The organism is Methylobacterium sp. J-026, assembly GCF_022829585.1.
Classification (GTDB): Bacteria; Pseudomonadota; Alphaproteobacteria; order Rhizobiales; family Beijerinckiaceae; genus Methylobacterium.
In genome coordinates, this window is record NZ_JAKSYC010000074.1 from 1 (window position 1) to 20050 (window position 20050).

At 53.7% G+C, this 20050-nt stretch carries 10 protein-coding genes and 6 pseudogenes; 9 read left to right on the forward strand and 7 right to left on the reverse strand.

The genetic code is table 11. The features are described 5' to 3' along the window. Window positions 1-77: 77 nt before the first annotated feature. Together MKK69_RS07820 and MKK69_RS07825 are read left to right on the forward strand one after the other, a co-directional pair. A pseudogene (locus MKK69_RS07820) lies at window positions 78-1246 on the forward strand (IS3 family transposase). A gap of 33 nt (window positions 1247-1279) precedes the next feature. Continuing rightward, window positions 1280-1570, forward strand: a pseudogene (locus MKK69_RS07825) (integrase core domain-containing protein); the annotation flags it as partial. A gap of 644 nt (window positions 1571-2214) precedes the next feature. Here the strand turns inward: MKK69_RS07825 and MKK69_RS07830 are convergent. Continuing rightward, window positions 2215-2733 (reverse strand): annotated as a pseudogene (locus tag MKK69_RS07830) (sugar phosphate nucleotidyltransferase); the annotation flags it as partial. A 506-nt stretch (window positions 2734-3239) separates the two neighbouring features. Between MKK69_RS07830 and MKK69_RS07835 the strand changes: the two are divergent. The 7 genes and pseudogenes from MKK69_RS07835 to MKK69_RS07870 all read left to right on the forward strand — a co-directional run. Then, window positions 3240-3965: a glycosyltransferase family 25 protein gene (locus MKK69_RS07835; protein WP_243967217.1), complete on the forward strand. Its 726-nt coding sequence runs from the start codon at window positions 3240-3242 to the stop codon at window positions 3963-3965. Window positions 3966-3980: 15 nt separating this feature from the next. After that, a complete protein-coding gene (locus tag MKK69_RS07840) occupies window positions 3981-6227 on the forward strand; it encodes a polysaccharide pyruvyl transferase family protein (protein WP_243967218.1) in 2247 nt (748 codons plus the stop codon). 176 nt (window positions 6228-6403) lie between these two features. After that, the gene (locus MKK69_RS07845; protein WP_243967219.1) at window positions 6404-7711 is read left to right on the forward strand and encodes a hypothetical protein; all 1308 of its coding nucleotides are present in this window, start codon (window positions 6404-6406) and stop codon (window positions 7709-7711) included. 185 nt (window positions 7712-7896) lie between these two features. After that, a pseudogene (locus tag MKK69_RS07850) lies at window positions 7897-8202 on the forward strand (transposase); the annotation flags it as partial. Window positions 8203-8739: 537 nt separating this feature from the next. Beyond that, entirely contained in the window at window positions 8740-9174 is a 435-nt protein-coding gene (tnpA, locus tag MKK69_RS07860; protein ID WP_243967220.1) for an IS66-like element accessory protein TnpA, read from the forward strand. Beyond that, window positions 9171-9527 (forward strand): IS66 family insertion sequence element accessory protein TnpB, encoded by a 357-nt coding sequence (gene tnpB / locus MKK69_RS07865; RefSeq protein WP_243967221.1) that lies wholly within the window; start codon window positions 9171-9173, stop codon window positions 9525-9527. Before tnpA ends, tnpB begins: the two co-directional genes overlap by 4 nt. Window positions 9528-9596: 69 nt before the next feature. Further along, a pseudogene (locus MKK69_RS07870) lies at window positions 9597-10393 on the forward strand (transposase); the annotation flags it as partial. A gap of 83 nt (window positions 10394-10476) precedes the next feature. Here the strand turns inward: MKK69_RS07870 and MKK69_RS07875 are convergent. From MKK69_RS07875 to MKK69_RS07900, 6 genes and pseudogenes are all read right to left on the reverse strand, one after another. Further along, window positions 10477-11217 (reverse strand): annotated as a pseudogene (locus MKK69_RS07875) (IS5 family transposase). A gap of 212 nt (window positions 11218-11429) precedes the next feature. Continuing rightward, complete coding sequence (locus MKK69_RS07880) at window positions 11430-12686, reverse strand: glycosyltransferase (RefSeq protein ID WP_243967222.1); 1257 nt, start codon at window positions 12684-12686, stop codon at window positions 11430-11432. Window positions 12687-12720: 34 nt separating this feature from the next. Beyond that, the gene (locus MKK69_RS07885; protein ID WP_243967224.1) at window positions 12721-14211 is read right to left on the reverse strand and encodes a galactosyltransferase-related protein; all 1491 of its coding nucleotides are present in this window, start codon (window positions 14209-14211) and stop codon (window positions 12721-12723) included. Window positions 14212-14403: 192 nt separating this feature from the next. Continuing rightward, on the reverse strand, window positions 14404-16299 hold the full coding sequence (locus MKK69_RS07890; protein ID WP_243967225.1) for a tetratricopeptide repeat protein: 1896 nt from the start codon (window positions 16297-16299) through the stop codon (window positions 14404-14406). Continuing rightward, on the reverse strand, window positions 16296-17636 hold the full coding sequence (locus MKK69_RS07895; RefSeq protein WP_243967226.1) for an HlyD family type I secretion periplasmic adaptor subunit: 1341 nt from the start codon (window positions 17634-17636) through the stop codon (window positions 16296-16298). Before MKK69_RS07895 ends, MKK69_RS07890 begins: the two co-directional genes overlap by 4 nt. A 10-nt stretch (window positions 17637-17646) precedes the next feature. Then, window positions 17647-19869: a peptidase domain-containing ABC transporter gene (locus MKK69_RS07900; RefSeq protein ID WP_243967227.1), complete on the reverse strand. Its 2223-nt coding sequence runs from the start codon at window positions 19867-19869 to the stop codon at window positions 17647-17649. Between the last annotated feature and the right edge of the window lie 181 nt (window positions 19870-20050).

The following is a 20050-nucleotide window of genomic DNA, read 5'->3' on the forward strand; positions in this document are numbered from 1 at the left end:
GTGCGAGCAGACTGGCCTGCCCCCTGGAAAGTGGTCCTCCCTGAGGTATGGCTTCGAGCCATGTGGAGGATGTTATCATGGGACGGAAGAAGCATACGGCTGAAAAGATTGTCGCCAAGCTGCGCCAGGTTGATGTCTTGGTCTCGCAGGGCCGTAAGGTTGCCGAAGCAATCCGCTCCATCGAGGTGACAGAAGTCACGTATTATCGCTGGCGGTCCGAGTACGGCGGCTTGAAGGGTGCCCAGGTCAAGCGGCTGAAATCTCTGGAGACCGAGAACCAGCGACTCCGTCGAGCAATCTCCGACCTGACCTTGGAGAAGCTGATTCTGAAGGAGGCCGCCTCGGGAAACTTCTGAGCCCGGCTCGCCGCCGGGCATGTGTCGACTACGTCGTTGCCGAGCACGGTGTGTCCGAACGCTTCGCTTGCCGTGTCCTGAGCCAACATCGTTCGACCCAGCGCAAGGTCGCCGTCCTGGCCGAGGACGAAGCTGCTTTGACGGGCGCCATCGTCGCCCTGGCGCTGCAGTATGGACGCTACGGCTACCGTCGGATCTCGGCCCTGCTCCGACGTGACGGCTGGACGGTGAACGTGAAGCGCGTCGAACGGATCTGGCGGCGCGAAGGGCTCAAGGTCCCGGCTCGCCAGCCAAAACGGGCACGCCTTTGGCTCAACGACGGCTCGTGCCTGCGACTGCGGCCGGAGCGGCCCAACCACGTCTGGTCCTACGACTTCGTCGAGCACCGCACGCACAACGGACGCAAGTACCGGATGCTGAACGTCATCGATGAGTTCACCCGCGAGTGCCTGGCCATCCGCGTATCTCGCAAGCTCAAGGCACTGGACGTGATCGACGTACTTTCTGACCTGTTCAGTCTGCGCGGAGTGCCAAGGCACATCCGCTCGGACAACGGGCCGGAGTTCATCGCCAAGGCCGTTCAGGACTGGATCGCGGCGGTGGGATCGACGACCGCCTACATGGAGCCGGGCAGTCCGTGGTAGAACGGCTATTGCGAGAGCTTCAACGCGAAGCTGCGGGATGAACTCCTCAACGGCGAGGTGTTCTACACCCTCAAGGAGGCCAGCATCGTGATCGAGCAATGGCGGAAGCACTACAACGGCATCCGGCCGCACTCGTCGCTCGGCTACCAGCCGCCTGCGCCAGAGGTCGTCATCTGGCCAACCGCATCGAGCGGATCAGTGCCGTCCGCTCGCCCTGCCATCGTCACGCGACCGACGATGCACTAACTTCGAACATGGGCCACCAAACGGGGGCAGGCCAAGACGAAGATCAAGCATCGTCTGACCAAGCCGCGCCGCCCGTGGACGAACGGTCAAATCGAACGGATGAACCGCAGAATCAAGGACGCGACGGTCAAGCGCTAACATTACACCAGCCACGACGAGCTCCGGCTGAACCTGCAGCTGTTCGTGGATGCCTATAACTACGGCCGCCGGCTCACGACCCTACGCCGCCTCACGCCCTACGAGTTCATTCGCCAGACCTAGACTAAAGGGCTCGAACGCTTCAGGCTCGATCCGTCATACCACATGCCGGGACCGAACATTTAATCAGCTGCGAAGATGGATGACGAAACGCTTTGGTGTCGAGCTCCCGAATATCAAATTCATAGAGGACATCCCGTTAGCAATCCGAATCATTCTCGATGAGACGGCCAAAGTGATCATCGAGCCTAAGATAGGATGAAAAATGATCAACATGACTGCCAGTCCCCTGAATTCGATAGAGTATTCTAGCCTGATTGAACAGTTAAAGTGGTTAGATCATTCAGCCAGGGATTACATAACATTTTCTCAGAGCTAGCATAGAGCGTATCGAAAACATCAAATGGTTACAGCGACACGTGTTGATTGTTACGGTTCCATACAATCGAATAATCGCGGAACGAATAGACTGAACGTATGAACGAATGCGCGACAAGTTCGAGTACCTTTCGCACAGAAACTTGGGGGGTGCGCATCAATAAATGTTGCTGCGGCCAGGAAGGGCCATCTAAGAGGCCGCAGGATCTATTGGTTCACAACATCGTCAAGTAAATCGTCCTGTAGATAACCGCCTGCGCCCCGTCCCATGAAAGACCCTCGAGCTCTACGAAAAAAATGAGTCTGCGTCACGCCGCAGCGGCAGGCGCATCGGGGCCGGAGGTAAGATCATGGCTGTCCAGCGGACCTGCCGATCGAAGTAGCTGTCCCGCTCAAAGAATCAGGGGCGTCTCGCCCCTCCCCCCCGGCTCCTCAACGAGGCGCAGCAGGTTTTTGCCGCAGACGATCTTGAGGGATAGCTGTCCGCAGGCGACGAGTTGATCGCGGGTGATGAAGCCCTGCAGGTAGGCGATCTCCTCCAAGCTGGCTACCTGAAGCCCTTGCCGGTGCTGGACAGTGCGCACGAACTTCGAGGCTTCCAGAAGGGTGTCATGGGTGCCGGTGTCGAGCTAGGCGTAGCCGCGGCTCATCTTCTCCAAGTAGAGCTGACCCCGTTCCAGACAGGCCTCGTTGACGCTGGGGATCTCAAGCTTCCCGCAGGGCGAGGGCAGCACCTGCGCGACGATGTCGAGCGTTTGATTTTCGTAAAAGTACGGCCCCGTCACCGCCAAGGTGGATTCAGGTTGCTCGCGCTTCTCGACGATCTTCATGGCTTTGACGGGCGCGTCCAGGCTGACCAACCCGTAAGCCTGCGAGTTCTTCATATGGTAGGCCAACACTGAGGTCCCGCTTCAACACGCGGAGACCCAGCCGCAACGACCGCGTTCTAACGGCGCTACGGCCGCCCGATTGAACTCCAGAGAAAAACCTCGTTTCGTTGTCACCATCAGGCACCTTCCCGCTCGCTCAAAAGCGTTGCATACGTGGCCCCATTCGGAAGAGGACCAGCTACCCATCTCATTAGCGGGGGGGGCTCAACGCTGAGCTGCTGGAGGCCAAGGGGAATAATGCACAAGTAGAAGACGAACGCCATTGACCCAAAATAGGCTTCAATAGCAGTGATGAACCAACCACAATGCGCTTTCTACAATCCGGTAGTCCACCCACCTGAACCATGTGGTATGACGCAGGAATTAGACCGTAGTCACAAAGGATGAGCTCGAAACCATTTTGCCGCAGACCGAGATTTCCGCTCCCGCGTAAATATGATAGTTTAAGCCGCCCAACGAGCGCCGGAAAATCACCACCACAAAGCAGACGGATTTTTGCGAATCAGATCAGCGAAAGGAGCAAGAGTATGGAAAAAACACCCGCGTTCATTATTAGCCTTCCAGAAGACGGGGCCAGCTTCGCAGCAACTGCATCCCAATTAAGCAACACCACTTACGAAATTTATCGACTGCCGGCGCTGCCAGGCAGTGCACTGCCAGATTGTGTATGTATGAAACTTACGCGAGATCCGCATTCTAAATTCAACAAAGGAGCGCTGGGCTGTATGCTTAGCCACATACGAGTCTGGGAACAGATTGCAAAATCGAACGCGCCGTATGCCTTAGTACTGGAGGACGATGCGAAAAATATAGCCCTGCAAAATACGTCCTGGCTTCGAGAGTTAAACTTCGATCTGATATTTTGTAACGACCGTATGGCAACGAACACCGGCGACAAGTCCCTTGCTGTAAACAATAATTTTATCGGAGCTTTGAAAGCAGTCGACACACATGGCCATTCAGTGGGTGCGGACGCTTACTTTTTATCCCCAAAAGGTGCTGCTAAATTAATTGAGAGATTTGCGGAAGATTTGTACTTCGGGCACGTCGATGTAAGAATGGCAGCATATTGTGTGAACGTGTGTAAAGACGACGCAATCGGAAATGTTACGGCTGAAATTAATCAGATTCACGCGATTATAAAATCTAGAGATCCGTTGGACGCTTATATAACCGGCGAGCCTCTATTTAGCCACCCCTCAAGAGAAAGCAGAAGGATATACCAAGACATCGCCGGTAAAGCAAGGCTGTAGATAGGAGGCTTACGTATGGCGCTGCCCGTGATCTCTAACAAAAATGTAATGATACTCATAAGAACCCATTTCTTCGACGAAAAGGTTTTAAGTCTCGCTCAGAATCTGAGTGGCGGCGGCAAGTATGAGGTTGCTATATTAGCTGATCACAGGTCCTGGGAATTTCCAACCGGTGATTGGCCGGTAATTTCCGTTACTTGGGACAACGTCAATGCACTGGGCCTAAAAACAGACGGAATGAGTGACGTGCTGTGGCAATGCGGCGACTACGGACTATACATCGCCAGAGAAAAATTTCCGCAAGTTAAATATTTTTGGCTTTTTGAGTACGATGTAGTCGTTCATGCTCCCAACATAGCGGAAATTCTGGAAAAGTTTGATCAGGTGTCGATGGCGGATCTTCTTGCGCCGGAGATCCGGCGAGTAGACGAAAATTACGTCTGGAGCCGCTGTGTTTCACGGACGTTTCCCATCCTACTCCGCTGCGCGTTCAGCCTGGTCCGGGTTTCTGCTCCTGCATTGGACGCGATGCGACGGTGTCGGCACCAATTGACCGAGCGGTACAGCCTTGGGGACTTTAAATGGTGCGAAGAGGAGGGCATCCCATCTTGGCCGAACGACGAAGTACTTACAACTACAGCTACTTATCTCGCCGGGCTCACAATCTCAGACTTCAATGACGTCGTTTCAGACTCGTATGACGAGTACAGTTTCTCGACAAACGATTTACTCCATCATCCATCAGATCTTATAAACCAAGCCTGTGATGGAAAGATCTACCACCCTGTTAGGTGGGGACGCCATTACCTAAATGGTGCATTAGCAAGATCTCAGCTTCTCAAGCCCGAGCTACTGCCTGCGACGATAAACACAATTGTCAAAAACATCGGATCCGACTGGGAAGCGGACGAGACTGTGCAGTGTCTCCGGGTCCTTTCAAATGCTGCGGTGAAAATCAGCCGTATTCAACCTAAACGTTTAGAGAGTTCAAGATTTAGGACTCGGGGAGCGGCACCTCCTCTAGAAGCGGACCGGATTGCTTATTGGAGCTGGGACAGAATTAGAAATTTCGGAGACGAGATTTTTCCGGTTCTACTAAGATACTTAGCTAATCGCGACGGCGTGCGTGTTACAAGAGATCGCCCGCATATACTTGGACCCGGCAGCATATTTTCATATGCAACGACTGAGAGTTTAATATGGGGCTCTGGTATACTCAATCCAGCAACTCGAATTCCGGATGTCAACAGGGTACAGATCAGGGCCGTGAGGGGCAAGCTTACTGCAGACTTACTCACACGACGAGGCATCTCGCTAAACGACGTTGCCCTAGGAGACCCGGGTGTACTTGTTGACGAAGCGTTGCGTGCTTTCGGAGTAAATAAAAGTTCGCAAAATTGCAGAGTTGCTATTGTACCACACCATTCGTACCGGCACGCCAAAATCTTTACAACAGAACGCCCGGACGGCGAAACATGTGTAGCTGATCCAAGTGAGAATATGCGCAGCTTCATACAAAAAATCGTAGACAGCGAAGTAATTGTGTCTCAGAGCCTGCATGGCCTTATCCTCGGCGAGGCTCTGAATAAGCCAACTCTTTGGATCGCCGATACGGAGCAAGCAGCTGATGAAAACTGGACATTCAAATTCCACGACTGGTATACTAACAGCTTAAATCCCCAGACCAAGCCGTTATTGATAAATCCAGATTTGTCTCGTAGAGAGGCCTTGAGGTGGAGCATTGCCGCAGAACTCCGTCCGGTAGGGGTAGATAGAGCACACCTCCTTGCTCAGCTGCCTAACGAGCCGCCGCTGTTATCAACAGGCCGTTTTATCGATTTTGAGGTTTGCCGAAATCTTCCACCTGCGGTGGTTTTTATCGATGATCTTGGAGCAACAGGCCGCCCGTACGAAGAAATTAATCCATATGTATTGGCGTCCTTATCGCGAGCTGCAAAAGACGCCGTCGATAATCACTTCAAGATGTGTCCGGAGCGCCGTTACTGTTTTTTAATTTCAACTTCGTTCCGTGATCACATTTCATATGATCAGATGGAGATCATCGAAATGATAATGGATAATATCTCGCACACTGATTATCTATGTCTGAGATCGCGTGTCGATGAGCAATATGATGGAGTCCCGGAGGATTTCGGTTGGGGCATCTCGGTCCTCAGAGAATCTGGGTTGTTCGGACATGCATTCTGCGTTCGGGGTGATTTCTCGGGTTTTAGTAGCAACTTCCTTACAGCTCTTATATGAACTTGACCTTAGTCTCCACGCTTCCCACCGCATTAAGCGTGTTGGAGGCTAACGACAAAGTGTTGACCATTTGGCTTTTCCTATAGTGCTCAAACGGATCGACAATCGCCTAGCGGCACCTAGGTCTGAGGCCACAACATGCTCAGTTTGTTCCGGGTTATTCCGCGAGACGGTACGTGGATGATGAAGTGCCTGATAAAGTCTCAGCAAAAATGGTGAGAGCTTATTGGAAGCTCGCGGCCGCATCTGCCGGCTGTGCGCTACATCTCGTCCCAATCAGCGTCGCCACACAATTAACGCTATACCCAGGGCTGATTGAGCTCAAAAACTATAATGCTCGCTGCGATGGTAGTACGAATGATAGGGACGCTTTTGCGGCGGGTATAGAGGACTACAACCGTGCGATGGCACGAGGAAGGCTCGCGGTTTTGCGCGTTCCGGCAGGCCAGTGCGTCATCGACGGCACCACGTTACCTTCGTTTGCTCCAGGCGTGGGCGGCGCTGTGGTTGGCGAGGGAAATTGGAAATCGGTCATACGGTTGGGCCAGCATTACTCGGGGGATTTATTCAGCTGGTCGGATTCATGGGGTGGCCGCTACGAACGACGGGTCGGGCACGGCAATATTGCTAATCCGCAGATATATGGTGCTAGGCTGTCCGATCTGACTATAATTGGAGATAGGAGCTCAACTAAGTTACAGAACGCTATTATGATGTATGACCACGAAGATTTCGTTACAATTTCAGATATTGATGTGCAGGATATAAACGGACGTGTATTTTACGGGGGCGGAAAGAAATATGGCCCGGTAAGCTATTTACGAGAGTCACTTATTACGAGGATGAGGATCTGGAACTCAGGATCGCAAGATGCACCTGTGTTTGAGATCACTTCTGAGTGCTCAGAGCAAGACTGTTCGAAAGAAGACAGCAGCAATGAGGTTATCTTAGAAAACATTAATATCTATGGTTCGCATGGTACGGGGATGGTCATACGTAACTATCAATCCGCTTCAGGAGGTGTCCTTCGCGATATTTCGCTTTCGCACGTCCGGATAGAGGGTACCGAGGGTAATCCACACTCTACTGCGGCAGACGAAATGGTCATTGGCGACCCAACTACGGACGGACGCATCAGAAACGTAAAGTGCAGCGACTGCGAGCTGATTTCGCCCTACACCGGCTATGTATCCCTCAGAATAACCGGCAGATCTCCTGTAGCGGCGCCCCATAACGTTTTCTGGCAAGGAGTCATTATCGCCGGAGCCGGCGGCGGGGGAGGGGTTAGCATAGATGCGGCGCAAAAGGTCGAGCTTGATTTGAGAGAGCTGAGTTCGAGGCAGGTGAACTTATCCGTACGCGGTCGAGAAGGTGTCCGCGGACCGATAAGAATCACCGGCCATGGGGAAGCAAAGTTCTGGAGTTGGAAAATTGACCCAACCGCACGCCCTTTCATACGCATTCTTGACCCCGGTGACGAATAGAAATCTGAACCACAACCGTCGCAATCATTAACACGATCTTCATTCGACAGTTTGATTAGATTATTTTCGATGATTTCGAGCGCGGTTGCTGGAACACGTCTTTGCTGGGCTGAATAGAATATTGCGAAAATTTATGGTTTGAATGAATGCTGGTACACTGCTTTGTTCGCAATTCGCTACATAGAAGGAACACCTCTTTTGCAGATTGGCTTGGCCTTGTGCCGCGGTAGGTCACGACTGGTGGACGGCCGAAACTCGTCGGCATCACCAACCGCGGCAGCAAGTACCCGAGCGAGAAGCTGTTCCAGGGTGTACGGTCCGTGATGCCGACGCTTTGGCAGAGTGAGACCCGCCTCGGGCAGTGGCTGCGCGCTTCTGGCTTGAGCGCGCGCCAACACAGCCGTGGTCGCGCTGGCTGCCAGGATGGCAAGGACTTTTGGGCGCTTCTGCGCAATGAACGTGTTTACGACGCGGCTGTCATCACCTCCTGAACCAAGCTCGGTCAGCGAAATCTTCGCTGATCTTCCGATGTCTGCGTGTGGTGAGAGGAAGATGGTCTGACAGTCAATTAGACACCTTGAAGAACCGGTTAACTGGTGAGATTGGCCGTTGATTTGACGCCGCCCGGAGCACTGGCGTGATCGGACTGGCATTCTGGTACTGTGCCGGAGGTGGTGAGTAGGCTCAGGGGCCGCTCTCGAGCGTCGCTCAGGCCACCACCGGCCGGGTTGCGATCCATAGAAAGCGCTTGAGGTTGTAGGCGAGGTTAGCGAGTCCAATTTTGTCCGGGCTCGGGCCAGACCGATGGTGCGCACGAAGAGGCCGAAGCGGTGTTTCTGGCTTGCGAAGACCGTCTTGACCGCTGAGCGGACCTTGGAGCGGGCGCGGTTGGCCTTGCGCTGCGGCGGCGTCAGTTCGTGGTCGACTTGTCGCCGTAAGTGGATCGTAAGCGGTGTCTGGATCCGCTCTTCTTGATGAACTGACGATGGTGGAGGCTGACGGTCCCTGGTTCGGATCGCTTTGTGTCTATGCTTGAAGATAGGGTCGAGTTGCCGCGGCGGGTACGCCGGCTTGAGGTTTTCACGGGCGTGGGCAGTCGTCGGCGCTGGTCCGACGCCGAGTGTGACCGCATCCTGGCTGAGGCGACCGCCTCCGGTGCGGTGGTCTCGGTGGTCGCACGCCGGCATGGGATAAGCTCGCAACACCTGTTCACGTGGCTTCGCGCGGCCCGGCGTTCGGCAGCTTTGCTTCCTGCCGCCCTGCCACTGACGTTCGTGCCGGCGCTGGTGGAGGATGATATCCCGGATCCGGCGGCACGACGGTCGCGGCCGCGGGTCTTGCATCGGGACATTCTTGCTGCCGAGATCGAGCTGGACTTGGCTGGCGTGACCGTTCGGATCGGTGCGGACGCGCGGGAAGCGACGATCACGGCGGTGATCCGGGCTTTGACGGCCACAGTATGATCGGACCGTCCGGTGCGGTGCACGTGATGATGGCGACGCGGCCAGCGGACTTCCGCATGGGCTTGGACGGGTTGGCTGCTCTAGCGCGAGATGCGATGGGCGCGGGACCGTTCTCTGACACGGTCTACGTGTTCCGATCGAAGCGAGCGGACAGAGCCAAGCTTCTGTTCTGGAACGGGAGCGAGGTGGTTCTGGCGACCAAGCGCCTGGAGGCTGGTCAGTTCTGCTGGCCGAAGATCGAGGATGGCTTCGTACGCCTCACGGCGGCGCAGCTCGCGGCCTTGTTCGAAGGGCTCGACTGGAAGCGTGTTCACACGGCTCGCACGGTCATCGCCCCAGGGCTGGCAGGGTGAGCAAGAAGGTCGAGCGTGCGGGCCAAATTACGATGGTAAGCTTCTGGCGGATATGCTTTAATCCGCTTCGTGGCTAAGACTGCTTCACGTCTGTCCGACGATCCTGACACGCTTAAGGCGCAGCTCGTCGAGGCGCAGGCTGAGAACGAGCGGCTGCGCCAGATCATCCTAGCGATGCAGCGCCACCGCTTCGGACGCCGGGCCGAGAGCCTGCCCGAAGACCAGCTCCTGCTCGGGTTGGAAGAGGCCGAGCAGGTCGAGGCCGCGGGTTTTGCCGCCGAGGAGGCCGAGCCGGCCAACAAGGCGGTCCTGGTCGGCTAACGTCGCACCAACCGCGGGGCGCTCCCAGCTCATCAGCCGCGGGTCGAGACCCTCGTCGACATCAACGGCACCGCCTGCCCGTGCTACTCGGGTGCTATGCACAAGATCGGCGAGGACGTGTCCGAGCGCCTCGACGTGGTGCCGGCGCAGTTCCGGGTTCTGGTGATCCGCCGCCCGCGCTACGCCTGCCGGACCTACGAGGACGCGTTCGTGCAGGCCCCGGCACCGCCTCGGCTGATCGAGAGCGGCCTCCCAACCGACGCGCTGGTCGCGCAAGTGCTTGTCTCCAAATACGCCGACCACCTGCCGCTCTATCGCCAGGCGTAGATCTTCGCCCGCCAGGGTGTCGTCCTCGACCGTTCGAAGCTCGCCGACTGGGTCGGACGCGCCGCTTTCCTGCTCCGGCCGGTGCACGAGCGGTTGCTGGAGACGTCGAAGCGCTCGGGCAAGCTGTTTGCCCACGTGGACGCACCAAGACCAGTCAGCTCTGGGCCTACGCCCATGACGACCGGCCCTGGGGCGGATCCGATCCAACCGGTGTCGCCTAACGGGCTCTCGCCCGAAATGGTGCTGCGTCAGCGCACAGACGGCGATCCCGCACCCACCTACCCAACCTCAAACCACTCACTCACGTCTCATCAACCAAGCTCTCTGCATCGTTGAAGACGCTGAGGTTTTTCACATCCAGACAGGTGGCGATACGGCGGAAGTCCTTAAGGCGGCCGAACATGCGCTCAATGCCGTTTCGCCGGCGATACAGGACAGGCGGGAAGCACGGATTCCACCGGAGGTTGATCTTCGGCCGAATAGGGTGCAGCTCCAGCCGCCCCGAGCTGCCTAATGATGGCGTCGTTGTCGAAACCCTTGTCCGCCAGAACCATCCGGCAGGCTGGCAGGCATTCGAGCAGCAGTGCGCGGGCCGTGCAACGGCAGCCTACCGGCCGGTCAGCAGGAAAGCGAGCGGCCGGCAGAAGGAGGCGATCGGTGAGGGCGCAGATTTTCATCGTACAACCGCCCCGCAAGCGGCCGATGGCTTGAATCTGCTTCCCCCTTTGCCCCCTGCGGCGCATCTAAAAGCATTCACGGCGGTGGAGTCGACCAGCGCCTGAAAAGGCGGCCAGCGGCTAGCGCCAGCGTCTCGAACAGCCCGAACCAGCCGCCCTTGGCCGCCCAGCGCACGAAGCAGTCGTAGGTTGTCTTCTTCTGACCGTATACCTCGCGCAGCGCGTCAGTCCAGCGACCGCCGCATTTGAGCCCATGAACCACTAATTACCCGCCGGTCGTCTACGAGCACCTTGCCCCGCGTGTCGTTCAGCAAACGCGGTGCGATCTTCGTGAACTGCTCGTCCGTCAGCCATGAGTGATTAATAGGCTCCACCCGCGGCAGCCGTGAAGCACACCGCGCAATCCGCGTTACCGTTATGGGTCCGGCCGATAGGATTGAAAGTTGGAAAGGCGAGGCAGGGGAGCAAACGAATATCAATTGAATGCACCCGTAAACATAGCAACGGCGCGTATCATTTGAGCTGTAGATTTTTGGCAACGGAAGGGCGTCTGCAAGACGCCTGGAAGAGTGAGACCTCAAAAATTGTAAATCGGCTGATGTAATTCAAGCATCTTGAAATTATCAATTATTTGAGGTGCAGCAGAACCCAGCTTTTCATGAAGAGCAGCGTTGTAAGCACATGACTTAATCGTCTGCGCCAACGCAACTGAACTGCCGACATCAAAGTGGAGACCGTTCTTTAAGTGCTCAACTCGCTCTGATAAAGCGCCAAGATTGCTGACAATCGGGACTTTGCCGAAGAGCCAAGCTTCAGAAACAACTAGTGCCCAAGTTTCCCACCAGACCGACGGGACTAAGACCCAGTCCACTCGCGCCATACGCGCGGCGAGTCCCGCCCTATCGTACTCACCGAGAAAATTGATTTCTACGCCAGCAGTCGCTAATTCGTCCCTTCTGACTCGGTACTCTTCGTAAATAGACTTTAGACGCGGGGATGCAAAACGAAGGTTGGACCCGTTGATGTCAATGACGATGGGCCTCCTTACCGACGGATCTTTGATAAGACTAAGAGCCGCATGAAAAATAACATCCAATCCCTTATTATCGACAATTTGGCCAAAAAAGCCGAACCGGTTGACTTGCTCAGACCGGCCTTGCGGACGAAAGCCCGCATCCCGCTTGGTACCGTTGGGTATCGCAGTAATCCTGTTCTTATCTATTCCCCAGTCAATGTAACGATTCATTAAAAAATTAGTAGGCGCAACAAAATGATCAACAAGCCTGAAAGCGGACTGAATCATCTCTTTCCTAATAAAGAAAAAGTCAGGGTCGCTCTCTGGAAAACATTTATGACAGGCAACTGGGGACGAAGCATAGCATAGCCGACGATCCGACGTCAGCATCTGCCCATCTTTCATACAAATCGCAAGCATCTCGTGAAGATGCAATACAATTTTCGCGCTCGGTAAAACCTTTTTGCAAAGTACTATGAGATCCGTACTTGCGAACAAATAATGATGGATATGAACCACACTAGGAGCAATATCCTGGAGGAACTCGGATAAAAAGTGAAGCGTCCGCTCGTCATTTATTTGAAAAGTATCATGCTTGTAATTCTGAGGGAAAAAAAGATACTCATGCGGCCGTCCCTCAAAGCCTGTGATTACAGCGCCCGGCTTCGATAGCTTCAAAGGATTATTCGGATCGATCGCAGCAAGGAAGGAAGCCTCGAATTTGGCCTCCGTTGCAGCTTCAAACATCTCGTAGGCGATCTGCTGAGCCCCACCTGGCGCAACCGCAGGATGAAGAAAGCTCACATACAAAATCTTCATTGACTTAGCCCAAAGAACAACGAGATAGTAAAATTTACTCAATGGCACTTGCAAGAACAGACGGATCCAAGGAAAAAAGCCACCGATTTAGCTTCGCTGCTCCGCGGTATGGTTCTTTATCGCCGTGAGAACCTTTCGACTCAAGATGCACAAATTTTATCTGATAATTCACCCGCACCGACCCAACTCCAAATTTCTCCCTCCAGCGGAGACAGAGGTTAGCGTCCTCGTAGTGCCCAAATATAAACTTCTCAGCAAAGCCGCCGATCGACATAAAGGCCTCTTTGCTGCAAACCATTAGGGCTCCTGAGAGCGCGGCCAGATCACCATTCCTATCGCGATCCGAAAATCGAGCAGGAGCACCCTTGTCTAGGTGCTCTACGCGGACCGCAGGGTAAAACGGTGGCCCTGTGTCTATCGACCGCCCCGGGAAGAGACGGTCCACGTAAAAATTCATCCCGTTATGCATGATAGTACCATCGGCGTAATAAAGCAATGCTCCCTGTAGGCTTTCGCCTTCACACTTTAAGATTTCGTCGAAGGCTAGTTTCTCAACCGGAATGATGTCCGGATTATAGATACAAATAATTTCGCCAACCGCATGCTTTGCCGCAACGTTATTCGCCAGTCCAAAACCTACATTACCATTGAAATTGATAACTTTCACGGAGGCATCATACAGGCCAGACACAATCCGTGCTGCCTGCAGTACGTCGTGAGCAAGTTCGGGCGAGTTGTTAGCAAAAATCCACTCAAACTCAGCGCCCGCGGCAGAAATAGCAGTTGACCCGATCATCCTAATCGGAGAGTGCATCCCGAATAGAACTGTAATCACACTACATCTGACTTTCTTTTCGTTGAACGCATTTATCGTATAATGTTGATGTGAAACATTCTTATCTGCGTAAACTTTGCGGACCGAGTCTGCGAAACCTGCCTCAAAGATTCTGAACAGGTGATACAGGTGGTCTCCATTGAAGCGAAGAGAGTTGATAAACGTCAACGAATGAAGACAGAGAGCTTCTTCGGTAGTCATTGAGCAAGCAAAGATTTCCGACGTCACGCCGGTATCGGTTACAATGGTGATGTTAACGCCGCCACGCACAAGTTCCGGCCGCTCCAGCCTGAAAAGTGTAAACATCCCGTAGTCGTGAGACTGTTTTAGAGCTGATAGTTCAAATGCCTCTTCAACATCGTCCCTCCTGTAGCGAAAAACTTCCTTATGATCGAGTCTCGCACGATAGGGCCCCCAGCTGAGCCATACCTCGAGTATCGGACTCGCGAAATCATTGCACCAGCCGCTCAAAAAAACATGCCCACGAGGGCTAAGCATGAGCCGTTCTATTTGGAAATTAGCAACTGCGGCAAGCTCGCCGCCGATACTGTACCGATTCTCTTTGAATCCCCTCTCCAAGTAGTGTGATACGCCTGACGTGTAGTGTTCCGCTGCCACCGCTGCTGCTACGTCGGGATTACTGTCAAGATAAAGCTTCTCATCAAATCCCTCCATATCTTCAACAGGCATAACGAAAACCTCTACACTTCGAGCAGTTCATCTTGACGCGCCAGCAACCAAAAAAAGAACACGTATGAAATTGGTAGAGCCCTACCACAGAAACTAGCTTGCTGCCAACCAACCGGCTTTCCCCCTGCTTTCAAGTACATGCCCCAGAAGACGCCCACGGTACTGCGCTGCCAGCCATAAGACGTAATCAATTTAAGGTCGATCCGGTGAGAGACTTTCCACGAGCTCCTTCGCTTTTAAGACGCCCTGTGCTGCCGCCTCGGTTAAAAACTCGGTGGCTCGGGATACGTCCCGCTCGCTTCCCACGCCGTTTAAAAGCATCAGCCCGGCGTTAAACTGTGCAATTGGGTGACCGGCTTTAGCTGCCTGTATATAGAGCGCCAGTCCCCTTGATAGGTCTTCGGTATCTCGATTACGTTTGCAATGGAATACACCGAGCTCGAAGGCAGCTGTCGGATCTCCGGTGCTGGCGGCAGAACCTAAGAGACGTTCGGCACGCTCCGGCTCGGCGGGTATGAAACGTCCGCTTAGAAGCTCCCTCGCTATGACTACCATCGCACGCTGGTTCCCTGACTCTGCCGCAGTGTCTAGAAGATCGAGCGCGGCTGGGATTGCTGAGTTTTCATCCACTCGCCGTTGCAAACTAGCTAAAGCGAATTCGGCCGCGCCTAAATGCCCCTTGGCCATCGCGCGGATGAGTAGATCCTCGGCGCGCTCCGCTTTCTCGCCTTGACTGTCAGCCAATAATCTTCTGGCGAGTTCAAACTCACCATCTGCATTATTTTGGGATGCTGCGAGCTCATACAGTCTCATTGCCGACGCGCAGTCGGGCGTACCGACTTGGCCAGAGGCAAGAAGAGATGCCAGTCGAACTTGCGCTTGGGCAATTCCACCATCCGCGGCTACCTTCAGCCATTTGATGGCCCGATCCAAATCCTTCGGAACACCTTCACCTTTTTCGAAAAATATTCCAACATTGAGGGCCCCAATAAGATGACCGTTCGTTGCACTCAGATCGAAGTAGCGCGCAGCATTAATCAAATCCCGAGGTACGCCCTCACCTCGGGCATAGAAACAGCCCATCTGGAATTGCGCTTGTACATGCCCGGAATCGGCTGCTTGGCGGTACCATAGAGCTGCCTCTCGTAAGTCCGGCTTTATCTTTTCGCCCCTGCTGTAAAGCTCACCAAGTAATAGAGCTGCGGGCGTGTGAGCTGACTTCGCCACAGATCGAAGGTGCTCGACCGCCAAATCGGACTCACGTTCGTCTGTACTCAACGCAAGGAGCAGTACAGCTAATTCGTAGCCCGCGGCTGGGTGGCCAAGCGAAGCCGCCATTTCTAAATAGCGCTTAGCGTCGCTGTAACCTTTTTCACCAGCTTGGTCCCGCATGAGTGTGCCAATTTGAAATGCTGCCGACGCATTTCCAAGATCTGCCGCTGTTTTTAACCAGCGCCGAGCCTCAACCGGCGAGAATTCTACTGACCGCTGGTCCGCATAGTACTCGGCCAAGCCAAGCGCCGCTTGATTGACGTTTTCTCCGACTGCGGCTTCAAACCAGTACCGCGCTCTTTCACGGTTTGGCTCACATCCCACTCCTCTCAACAGCAACCATCCAAGATTTGCTTGCGCTTCCGGCTTTCCGGCAGCTGCGGCTTTCTGAAGCCATGACAGTGCGTCTTGCTCGTTCCGTTCGTGGGTTAGGCCATTGTTGATAATTAACCGAGCCGCCTTGCTACCTCGCTCTGCGGATGATTGCGCCCAACGCGCGGACGGTCCAGCTGACCACGCCGCGTCGTGATCGGATAGCATTGCTACTCCGAGTTCAAATTGTGCTTCGCGATGGCCAGCATTTGCCGCTTTCTGGTACCAATGAAGCGCCTCAGCACCCGATCTCGCACAATTAAGCCCTTGAGCGTAGTTCAGTCCGAGCTGATAGGCGGCCTCAGAATGACCGTGACGTCCTGCCGCGACAAGGTGAAGAAAAGCCGACGCTCCGCGGGCTCGAAGTGTAAGTCTTTTCGCGCAGTAGAAATGAAAACTCGCATATATACGTTGCGCAATATTGATCCTCAGCTTTAACCTCATGGCTCTCGCATCGCTTCGTCCAGGCCACCTGTCACCCCGGCGACGAGGTAGCCTAGCACGGACCGCTCACCGATATGAATGTCGGCATTAAGGGTCATGCCGGGTATCAGGCGAAATGAAGACGGCACGCGTGTGAAGCGCATGTTTGTGACGGACACGCGAGCCTTATAATACGTGTCAACAGGTTTGCCGTCATCGTCCAAGGAAAACGCGCCCTCGCTCACCCAGTTCAATTTTCCTAGCGCCATTCCGTGTTCAACAAAGGGAAAAGCATCAACCTTCAACGCGACAGAGTCGCCTGCTCTTACGAAGCCGACTTCTCTTGCCGAGATGTTCAACTCAGCTTCGATCGGTGCATTTTCAGCTACTACACTCAGTAAAGTTTCGCCAGCTTTGAGCACAGCTCCAGCTGAAATTTTAGCGCGCGTAAGTACGAAGCCGTCCTCGGGAGCAACTAGCTGAACCAAATCTTTGTGGCGGGCAGCCTTTGCCATCTGCGTTGCTACGGTATCCCTCGTGCCTTGGGCAGTAACCAAATCCTGACTGCTGGCGGACAGCCACTGTTGGACAAACGCAGCTCGATCAGCCTTCAAAGCCTGCATTTGGTGTTTGGCCTCAGTAAGGCTATTCTCGCCGTTCTCCATCGTTCTAAGCATTTCGATCCGCGAGTCGCTTGCGACCAGCAAATTCAACAGACTTCCCGCCTGTCTCTCAACCAATGTTTGTCTCATCCCTTCGATCTGCTGAGAAATCTTCTCGCGTTCCTTATACCGCGCCTGATCCCCCTCGAGGCGCCTGATTGTGGACTCGGTCTGCGCCATTTTCTCGTCGAAACTTGCCGTCTGCGCCTTGAACTGCGCCTTCCTTTGATCAAAAAGCGTCTTTTGAAGATTAATGTATACGTTGCTCGCTTGATCTGCCGCCCCCGGCGAGTAATCTACGCCCCTCTGCTCAGCGCCAGCTCGACCAATTTGCGCGTCGAGACTAAATAGTTGTCTTTCAAGCTGGTCGACATCTGCATCCGCAAAAGTAGGATCAAGGGTAGCAAGTAACTGCCCTTTTTTAACGTGATCGCCTTCGCGAACATCGAGCGTCTTGATGAGCGAGTTGTCCAAGGCCTGGAACAAAACGGCTCCCTGCGCTGGAACGATTTTACCCCGATCGCTTGTGACAACTCGATCGACTCGAGCCACTGCGGCAAAGGCGATAGTTATGGCTACGGCTGCTGCCGCGCAAAAAGTTGTGACGCGTAGAGCTAGTGGCTCCGGTGCCTTACGGATCTCGTCAATCTCTGATTGAAAGCGTTCAATTTCTTGACTAGTGCGGTCTTTGGTCATTTATCAGTTCCTAGCTGACTAGCCATAACTTCTTTTCAGCATGGACGTTTGACGATCTATGCTGCTGGTTCCAAAGATCGCGGTAAATGTCACATCTTTCGAGAAGTGTGCTGTGGGGCGCAAGGTCGTGAACTCGCCCCCGCTCTAATACAAGGATCGTGTCGGCAGAGACTAAAGACGAAAGTCGATGAGAGATTACTATCACCGTTCGGCCCTCGCTAATGCGCTGCAAATTTGCGTTAACTATGGCCTCGCTATCGGGATCAAGGGCGCTTGTTGCTTCGTCGAGGATCAAAATACGTGGATCAGTGATGAGCGCTCGGGCGATAGCTAAACGTTGCCTCTGTCCACCAGACAGATTGGTCGAGCCCTCATTCAGGTATGTTTCGTAGCCAGCCGGCAAACGGTCGATAAACTCCTCCGCTCCTGCGAGACGTGCAGCCCTGACGACTTCGCTAAAGCTAGCGTCTATTTTCGCTGCCGTAATGTTGTCGCGAATCGTACCTGCGAAAAGGAAGTTGTCTTGGAGAACTACGCCTAAGCTGCCTCTGAGATGATCCAATGCGTATTCACGAACGTCCACACCGTCGATTTTGATCAGGCCGTCGTAGTCGGCGTGCAGCCGTTGCAAGAGGCGTGTTACTGTTGTTTTCCCTGAGCCGCTGCGACCCATAATGCCCAAGGTCGTTCCTGCCGGAATCTCGAAGGAAACATCGTTCAATGCTGGAGTCGTAGATCCTCGATATTGAAAGCGCACTGCATTGAAAGCTAGATGACCTGATAGCGGCTGGCGAACTCCTTTGCCACGTCTTGTATCTTCTGGCTTATTATTGATCATGGCGCTTACTAATTCGACTGACGATCGCGCTTCTTCGAACTGCTCCAGAAGTTGCGCCATCTGTTTCAGCGGCCCTACGAGTCGTTGCGACAAAAGAAGGAAAACAAATATTCCCGCTATTCCAGCCTGGTCCTTGGTTGTTACTGCAGAATACACTCCTACAGCGAGCACTCCGGATATCATAAAGCGCTCTATCGGAATAATTGCTGATTGAATAATGTTAGCGAGGTTACCTTCTTTCGCGCGTAGCTTTGCGACGTGCGCCACGTGAGTTTCATATCTTTCTATCTGGGCATTCTCCAGCGCTAGAGATTTAATTGTTCTAATTCCCTGTAGAGTCTGAACTAAAAAAGATCCGCGCGCGCCTTCCGCTGTGATCACGGCATTGGTTCTTTTTCCGAACTCTGGCAGCATGAGCATCGTCCAGATAAAGATTATAGCGCAACAAAATAGGACCATGAACGTTAAAAGTGGGCTATATAGGAACATCACTGGCAAAAAGATCAGCAAACACAAGCTGTCCAACATCGTTCCGAGTAATTGATTACTGATAAACGCGCGGATTTTTGTTGCTTCGCTCATATTTCTTGCTATGAGGCCCACGGGGGTGCTTTCAAACAAATCAACGGGCTGGCGTAGGACTCGTTCGTAAATTAGTGTCGTCAGCTTCACGTCTACTCGAGTCGTCAAATGCAGAAGCAGCGCTCTTCTTAGGGCTGCGAAAGCTGTTTCGAACACTACGCATAGCGCTAATGCGATGCACAGAACTGTAAAAGTGCTCATGGCGTGATGCGTGACCACTCGGTCGGTCATCAAGCGAAAAAACAAGATTGGGACGAGCGCGAGTAAAGATAAAAATGCGGCTGCCGTTATTATGTCGCGTAGAATTCGCTGTTCCCTAAATATTAAGGACGCGATGAGTCTCATACCGAACGGCTGCTCCTCATCTCTGAACGTGTGGTCGCGTTTCAGGAGGAGCGTTCTCCCGGACCAAATATTCGCTAGCCTGGCGCGTTCGAGGATCACAGGTGCGTCCTCGGGAGCCTCTGGGTCGAGTAGCGTCACTTGTTCTAATTTGTCGGTGGCCTCGGCCCGGGTGAGGACCATAGGAGTGCCATCGTTGAGAAAAACGATGGCAGGAAGTGCACGCCGTAGCTTAATTAGTTGGCGCCAGCGTAGGTTTATCGTTTTCCCTTTAAGACCGACGCGGCTTGCATATTTTAGTAAGTCGCTTGGGCCAATTTGGTCACAACGAATTTGATTATCTTGGATTAATTGCTTCGTCGAAAGATGAATTCCGTGGGAGCGGGCCACTAGCACCAAGCTGGCTAGTCCAGCGAGCACTTCCTGACTTGGGCTGTTTGATTTTTCTGGAAATGCGCCGGATTGGTTCATTTCGATGCTCTCGACTGACGTTTCGGTCTGCAACGTATTAGAAAACTGAATCTCACGTTATTGGTTTAGTCTGGCCCTGAGCTGCTATAACCGTGATTTAATGGCTTACTTTAACCGTCGGTTGGAAAAAAAGGGGGCGGCGTGAGCCGCCCCTCCAAGAGGCTATAAAAATCTTTTGCTT